We start from the raw sequence: 7,390 nt of genomic DNA on the forward strand, positions 1-7,390 counted from the left end.
CAGCCGGATCATCCATCCGATCATCATCCAGAAGACACAACAACCGCCCGCCGAACCGAAGTCCCCGCTGGCCGCCGCCGATGAACAGGGATATACGGAGACCAACCCGACGCGTCAACACCTAAAACGACACGTCGATGACAAAGGCCGCTGAAACCCGACGCGCGCCCCCCGCCCCCGAGACGCTCAGATCCCCGCGTACCAGGGGAAGCCCAGCTCGGCGACCATGCTCCCCCTCCCCTTCCCAAAGCCATCGACGCGCTCGACGGCCTCGATCTGGGTCAGGTATTTGAGACTCTTGTAGCCGAGCTGGCGCTCGACCCGCAGGCGCAGAGGCGCACCATGGGCGATGGGCAGGTCCATTCCGTTCATACCGTAGGCGAGGATTGTCTGTGGGTGCAGCGCATCGAACAGGTCGTAGCTATCCCACCAGCCATCGACGCTTCGCATGACGATAAAACGGGCTTCAGGCTTCAACCCGACATGCGCGAGGAGATGGGCCAGGGGGACGCCCGTCCAACCCGCAATGGCCGACCACCCCTGTTCGCAGCTATGCAACGTGATCTGTGTCCTGGCCGGCATCGCCTTGAGGTCGGAGAGTGAGAAAGCCCCCGGCCTTTCGACGAGTCCCGTCACCGGCAGCTTCCAATCGGTGAAACCGACGGCTTTCGATGTCCTGTAGCCAGGATCGTCCGGATTGGTCGTGTTGATGGTCGGAAAAACGGCTGAGATCGCTTCGGGCCCGAATTCCCGGACGAGGGGCTGTCGTCTGAGAAGCCAGCGCTGCACGGCGAAGGTCAGCCCGTTGCTCCAATCGTAGGGCGTCGCCAGGTGGCTCAGCGCCGGCGCGTCGCAGCCGCCGAGGATACCCGCTCCGATGAGACCGGCCGACCCCGTCAGAAGGCGCCGTCGGGAGAAATCGGTCATCGTTCCTTCTCCGGGAGAATGGTGAAACGCCCGGTGACCATCGAGCGCAGGAGATTACCGGCGCCGCCGACGAAGACCTGCATCACGTGGACGATCAGGAAGAGGACGAGCAGGCTGGCCACCAGAAAATGGATCGTCCGTGCGGATTGACGACCGCCGAACACGGCGAAGAGCTCCGGGAAGGCGGTGGTGAACCCCGGAGACATGGTGAGCCCGCTCAGCACCATCACGGGAAACAGGATCAGGACCACGCCGAGATAGGCGAATTTCTGCAAGGCGTTGTAGCGGAGCGCCTCCTTGCCGCGCGCCTTCTCCAGTCTGAGATGATCGCCGATTTCCCGCGCGAGATGCCGGGGGGACACTTGATCCCAATCCGGCACCAGGCTCCTGCGGAGATGTCCGCTCGCCAGGATGAGCAGCAGATAGGCAAGCCCGTTGATGACGAGGATCCAGGCGGCGAGGAAGTGGAGGTTCCGCCCCCAGCCGGTCTGTTCCAGGTTCACCGGCAACGGCAGTTCGATCCATGCCGGCGCGTCGTTGGCACCCGTCTCTCCCCAGAACAGGCGCGGCAGGGCGAGAAGGATGGCGATTCCACTGACCAGCAGGACGAGGAAAGCCGCGGCATTCACCCAATGGGTCACTCTCAGCCAAGCCGGATGCCGGAACACGCTCGGACCGTTCTTCGCCCCGGCGCCCGGTTCCACCGGAACGAGTTCAGGTGATGCGGGTGAGGACATCGAGTCGGTACCGGTCGGTGCGACTATGACGGTCGACGCGGATGGCCCCATCGAGGAGGCCGATCAGCATGTCCGAGGCTTCATCCCCCGTCTGCGGATAATGGGTGAGCCCGGTCCAGTGGACGAGGACGACGATCCCTCCGGGGTCGAGGGCCTCGAGAATGCGCTTGGCCAGATCCGACATATCGTCGGCGTCGAGGAAGTAGAGCACCTCCGAGATCAGGATCAGGTCGAACCTGCCCACCGGCCATTTGCCGGGAACGTGCAGACGTTCGAACCGTACATGCGCGAGCGATTCGCAGCGTCCACGCGCTTGTTCGAGGGCCTTTTCCGCCGTGTCGAGGCCGATGAGAGCATCACATCGAGATGCCAAAGCCTTGGTGAACACGCCGATGGAGCAGCCTATTTCCAGCGCCGATGCGAAACGCGGCTTCGGCAATGCGTCCAAGGTCGCCGCGTATTTGGCGGCCTCATATGTGCTGGTGGTGAACTGCCAGGGATCGGGATCGTCGGCGTAGCGATTCTCGAAATAATCCGGCGGCATCGTCTGCGAGTGACGCATCATGGCACATCTCCGGAGTCGCGCCAGAGATCACCGGCGGACCCGGTCTCACCAAGGACATAATGCGCGGCGGATGTCAGCGCGAAATCCGGCGCCGGCTGTCGCAAATAGGTAGCGAGATCGCGTGAGGCCCGTTCGAGGGGGTGATCGCGCAGGAAGCCCTGTAACCCCACGGAACGCTGTGCGAGTTGCAGCACCGACAGCCCTGCGGCCTCGACGGCGGTTCGCGCCAGATGAACATAGGCCACGATCCGCTCAGGGTGGAGATCGTCCTCGAAGACGATCCGCGCGGCGCGCTCCACCCAGAGGCGGGCGCTCTCGGTGGCGACGAGCCCCTCCCCCAACCGGGCCGATTGGTGCGGATCGTGACCTCGCCCGGTCCGGCGCAGATGGTCGCGCCAGATATCGAGCACGGCCTCGATCCCCCCGAGCTGGACGGCGGCGAAACGCCAGGCACCGCCGAAGAAATGCGGCTGCCTGGAATAGGAATCCGCCTCGCCGAGCAGACCGTCCTGTGCGATCTCGAGCCCGGTGAGATCCACCTTTCCCGTCGCCGAGGCGCGCATTCCGTGGGCCCGCCAAGCGGAGAGATCGGCCCGCGTGCCGGATGCGAGCTCCGCCACCACCATGAAGGCGCGGTCGCAGGGGATCGTGCGGGCGGTGACCAGGGGGCGGGTGACGAAGCCCGCGCCGGATGCGAGGATCTTGCCTGCCCTCAGACGATAGCCACCGGGCTGCTCGACGAGCTTCAACCCGTCATCCGCGGGCTCGGTGTTCCAGACACCGAAGAGATGCCCCCCTCGCGCATCGGCGAAAAGACGGGTGCGCTGGGAGGCGTCGCCATATCGGGCAATCAGCTGAAGGGCGTTGACATGGCCCTCGTAGAGTCGACCGAGCGCCAGGCTTCCGCTCCCGATGATACGCAGCACATCGCAGAGATCCGAGGCGCCCGGCTCCTCGCCGAGGCCGGCGCCTTGCTCGTCCCGCGGTATCGGCGCGGCGAGCAGGCCGAGCGTACGCAGATGCTCGATATCCGCGGCCGGGAACCCGCCATCATGGTCATGTTCTGCCGCCCGCGCGGCGGCGGCCCGTGCGACCATCCTCGCGGCATCGACAATGCTGTGGGCGACCCGTATCGGCTGGTCCACGCTGTTCATCCTCTCCGTGCGGCCGTCGCGCCTCGATACCGACCATTCATGACATGGGATTAGGAGGCCGGACAGATTTCAGCCTGCACTTGATCGTACGACACCCCAACGCGAACATCCGTCGTTTGTCCGCTTCCTCCTCGTCGCACGTGGCGGGATCCGAGTTCCGGTACGAAAAGATCAGAATCGATCGATCGAAAAAGAGAATAGACGCGCGCAGGTTCTTGCCTTCGGTCATCGAGGAAGCAGTGAGTCGTCTCGACAACCAGCGAAACCTTGGGCCGGTTCAACTCCACGCGGCCGAATCGTGCATTCCGGTCGCGATGCTCGATCTGCCGCATAAAAATGCGCCCTTATCCACATCTCCGGGATAGGCGGCGGGCCTGAGATCGGGCAGCGTCGCCATGGCTCCGCATTCGCCTCGTGTAGATAAACGAGACGATGCGGTTCCACGAACGATTGTCCAGGATCGATGCCCATGGCGCGAAAGCGCGCTCAGCCCACCAACGATATCCTGAGGGACGTCGTCGCCCGTCTCGGGCTTCCGCCACGGTCGGTGGACATCGAGGCGCTGCGGCTTCACCTCGATCTTCCGGAATTCGGTGGCTATGTCGAGGATGCGCGTGTCGGCAAGGCGCTGCGGCGCATGAAGGCACAGAGCGCGTTCGCCAGGACGGGCGCCGCGGCGGTGAGCAAGAGCGTGCCCGGACTCAAGGTCACGGTCGCCGAGAACGATACCCTTGTCTGGCGGGTGCGCGTGCTGCTGCCGCTTCTCGATGGCGACCGTCTGGATGTGCGGGTCGAGGTTCCCCTGGAGGGCGTCGCGGCCGAGATCGTCGCCGGCATGGCGGAGCGCAACGACCCGACCTGGCGCATCGAGACGTTGCGACCCGCCGTGGCCGAGATCACCGCACGGACCGGACAGACGCTCCACGCCTCCATCGAACGCCTCAGGGATGCGATCACCGGAGATCTGCGCGAGGTCGGCGCCGACGCCGTCACCTATATCGATCACATGGACCGCTCCCTCCGCTCACGGGTGTTCCATGCCGGGCCGAACCTCGGCCGTTCCATGAGCGATACCCTGGCCCCGGTGCGCAAGCGCGCCAAGGTCGTCGCGCGAGAGGATTCCCGCCTGCGCCGCCTGCGCGATCAGGTCGGGTTCGGTGCTTACATCGAGAAATTCACGGTCGCCCGGCGCCTCGGCCGTCGCATCATCTTCCATATGGGGCCGACCAATTCGGGCAAGACCTACGCGGCCCTGCAGTTACTCGCAGCGGCCCCGACAGGGACTTATCTCGCGCCGCTGCGGCTCCTCGCCCTCGAGAATTACGAAGGGCTCGCCGAGCGGGGCCTCAAGGCCGGGATGGTGACCGGCGAGGAAGTCCTTGGCGAAGATAGGCCGACCCACACATCGCGGACCATCGAGACCGCGGATCTGATCCGGCCCGTCGACGTGGCGGTGATCGATGAAATCCAGATGCTCTCCGACCCGGACCGAGGCTGGGCGTGGACAAACGCTCTCTTCGGTATTCCGGCCAAGACCGTCGTCGTCTGCGGGTCCGACGATGCGCTCGCCGCCGTCCGGCGCGCGGCGGAGGCGGCCAACGAATCGCTCGAGGTCATCACCTTCGTTCGCAAGACGCCCCTCGTCCTTCTGGACAAACCCGTCCCCCTCGAGGACGTCGAGCCGGGGGACGCGGTCGTCGCCTTCTCGCGGCGCGCGGTGCATGAGAATCGGGAGATCCTGGTCGCCGCCGGACACAGCGTGGCGACGATCTACGGTGCCCTGTCTCCGGAAGTGCGACGCGCGGAAGCCGCACGGTTCCGCACCGGCGAGGCCACCGTCCTGGTCACCACGGATGCGATCGGCATGGGTCTCAACCTCGGGCCTCTGAAGCGCATCGTCTTCTCCGCGACCCGCAAATGGGATGGGGTCGGCGAGCGTGCCTTGACGAATTCCGAGATTCGTCAGATCGCCGGGCGCGCCGGGCGTTTCGGCCATCAGGATGTCGGTTACGTCGCCGCCACCGATGCCGTCGGCATCGAACCGATCCGCGCCGCGCTCGCCGGAGCGCCGACGGCACCGGCCGCCGATACGCGATTCTTCGTACGGCCCGATCTGATCGCGATCCGCTCCGTCGCGGAGGAGATGCGCACGGCGAGCCTGCGAGAGGTCATGACGCATTTCGCGCGGTCCACCTTCTATGCCGGGTCGCCGTTCCAGCCCTCGGCCCTCGACGAAATCCTCGATGTCGCGAAGGTCATCGACCGCGCTGCCTTGCCGATCGAGGAAAAGTTCGCCTTCTCGGTCTGCCCGGTCAATCGTCGCGATGAGATCGCCATCGCCATGCTGGAACGCTGGGCGCAAGCTCGGGCCACGCGCACGACCGTTCCGGCGTTGCGTGCCAATCTCAGCGGGGAACTCGATTATCAGGAACGGACGGTGCGGCTGGCGAGCGCTTATCTCTGGCTGTCGCGCCGCTTCCCCGAAACCTTCGACGACGACGAACAGATCCGTGCCATGCGCGGCCGGGCCAACGCCGTCATCGAGAAACATCTAAGAGAGACGGCAACGCGCAAGGCCGAACGTCGGCGGTCGCGGCCGGGAGTGCGATGACTCGTCTGACTTACGCCATCGGCGACATCCACGGATGCGCCGATGCCCTCGAGCGACTTCTGGCGGAGATCGCTCGTCATTGCGGTGGTCGCGACTACCGCCTCGTCTTTCTCGGCGACTACATCGATCGCGGACCGGACAGTGCCGGCGTCCTGCGAATCCTTCAGGATCTCGATCGGACGGGAGGCGAGAAAGCCACGTTTCTCATGGGCAATCACGAGCGGATGTTGCTCGATGCCTACGAAAAGCCCTTCGGCGTCACCGCCTGGCTGGAGAATGGCGGTCGAAGCACGCTGGCGTCATTCGGCATCCGCGATCCGGAGGAGCTGCCGCGCGATGCGCTCAACTGGATGTCGGGCCTCGACACGGTCCATGAGGATGAGCGGCGCTATTTCGTCCATGCCGGGTTTCGCCCCGGAAGGCCCGGTATCGACCCGGACGTGGAGGCCAGACTCTGGATCCGAAAGCCGTTCCTCACCGAGGATTTCGATTTCGGCAAGCACGTCGTCCACGGCCACACCCCGCAAAAGACCGGCAAGCCGGACGTTCATCCCTTCCGAACGAACGTCGACACGGCCTGTGTCTTTGGATGCCTCCTCACCGCAGCCGTGTTCACTCCTGAAGCCGGCCCAGCCGTCGAGTTCCTGCAGGTTGGCATGTGAACCGGAGAATTCGATGACCGCCTCCGTTCGGAACGACCGTTGGGGAGAGTGAAAGTATTTTTGGCGAGTAGACCGCCAAATCCATGGTGCTGCCATCCAGCAGAGTATGGGCGATTGGTTTCGGTGATGAGATCCGTGATCGGACTTATCCGCACAAGGCGGCCGTGACCTCGCGCTCATAGCTGTTTGGGGTATGATCAGCCTTGGCGGATTTCGAAAAGAGGGCGTTTACCTGCTCTTTCGATAAGGCTCATCCTATGCATCCGGTGAAGACCACAGCGCTTTCGGGCTTTGCATAAGAGGTTTGTGAAGATGGACATCGACGAGGAGAAAATCGACGCCGCTGTTCCTGTTCTAGCGCTCCTGCGGTTGACGCTTCACGATGAGCGTCGTGCCTGGAAGGGCTTCGACTGGAACGCGATGGAACGCCTTCACCGGAAGGGGATGATCTCCGACCCGGCGAGTAAGGCGAAGTCGGTCGTGCTGACCGACGAGGGGCTGCGTCAAGCGGAGGAACTATTTCGAGTCCTGGTCGGTCGGACCGAATGACTGCGCTGCCAAGTCTGCGGTTTGCGGGCCGGCTGTTCCCGATCCTGAGCAGTTCGACAGCGACAGCGTTTGGTTTCTCTCTCAGGCATTTGACATGACAAAGCCCGCGGCGTTTTACGCTGCGGGCTTTTGCGTGTTGTGTTCTGGTGTGTTTGGTTGCGGGGACAGGATTTGAACCTGTGACC

General features: G+C 64.2%; 7 protein-coding genes. 3 read left to right on the forward strand and 4 right to left on the reverse strand.

Features of this window, described 5'->3' with window-relative positions; all coding sequences use genetic code 11:
* Positions 1 to 186: 186 nt before the first annotated feature.
* From ASF26_RS11685 to ASF26_RS11700, 4 genes are read right to left on the reverse strand one after another with little or no spacing between them, the layout of a single operon-like run.
* Positions 187 to 927, reverse strand: a complete 741-nt coding sequence (locus tag ASF26_RS11685; protein WP_056253852.1) for a molybdopterin-dependent oxidoreductase — start codon at positions 925 to 927, stop codon at positions 187 to 189.
* Complete coding sequence (locus ASF26_RS11690) at positions 924 to 1,664, reverse strand: cytochrome b/b6 domain-containing protein (protein ID WP_056253855.1); 741 nt, start codon at positions 1,662 to 1,664, stop codon at positions 924 to 926. The genes ASF26_RS11685 and ASF26_RS11690 overlap by 4 nt, the downstream gene beginning before the upstream one ends.
* A complete protein-coding gene (locus tag ASF26_RS11695) occupies positions 1,642 to 2,229 on the reverse strand; it encodes an SAM-dependent methyltransferase (protein ID WP_056253859.1) in 588 nt (195 codons plus the stop codon). Before ASF26_RS11695 ends, ASF26_RS11690 begins: the two co-directional genes overlap by 23 nt.
* Positions 2,226 to 3,383: an acyl-CoA dehydrogenase family protein gene (locus tag ASF26_RS11700; protein ID WP_156462973.1), complete on the reverse strand. Its 1,158-nt coding sequence runs from the start codon at positions 3,381 to 3,383 to the stop codon at positions 2,226 to 2,228. Before ASF26_RS11700 ends, ASF26_RS11695 begins: the two co-directional genes overlap by 4 nt.
* A gap of 469 nt (positions 3,384 to 3,852) precedes the next feature.
* On the opposite strand from ASF26_RS11700, the gene ASF26_RS11705 reads away from it, so the two are divergent.
* The 3 genes from ASF26_RS11705 (at position 3,853) to ASF26_RS11715 (ending at position 7,205) form a co-directional block, all read left to right on the forward strand.
* Positions 3,853 to 5,994, forward strand: a complete 2,142-nt coding sequence (locus ASF26_RS11705; protein WP_056253864.1) for a helicase-related protein — start codon at positions 3,853 to 3,855, stop codon at positions 5,992 to 5,994.
* Positions 5,991 to 6,656: a metallophosphoesterase family protein gene (locus ASF26_RS11710; RefSeq protein ID WP_056253866.1), complete on the forward strand. Its 666-nt coding sequence runs from the start codon at positions 5,991 to 5,993 to the stop codon at positions 6,654 to 6,656. The genes ASF26_RS11705 and ASF26_RS11710 overlap by 4 nt, the downstream gene beginning before the upstream one ends.
* A 312-nt stretch (positions 6,657 to 6,968) precedes the next feature.
* Positions 6,969 to 7,205, forward strand: a complete 237-nt coding sequence (locus ASF26_RS11715; protein ID WP_056253872.1) for a DUF6429 family protein — start codon at positions 6,969 to 6,971, stop codon at positions 7,203 to 7,205.
* Positions 7,206 to 7,390 lie beyond the last annotated feature (185 nt).

The sequence above is a fragment of the Methylobacterium sp. Leaf93 genome, assembly GCF_001422345.1.
Lineage (GTDB): Bacteria > Pseudomonadota > Alphaproteobacteria > Rhizobiales > Beijerinckiaceae > Methylobacterium > Methylobacterium bullatum.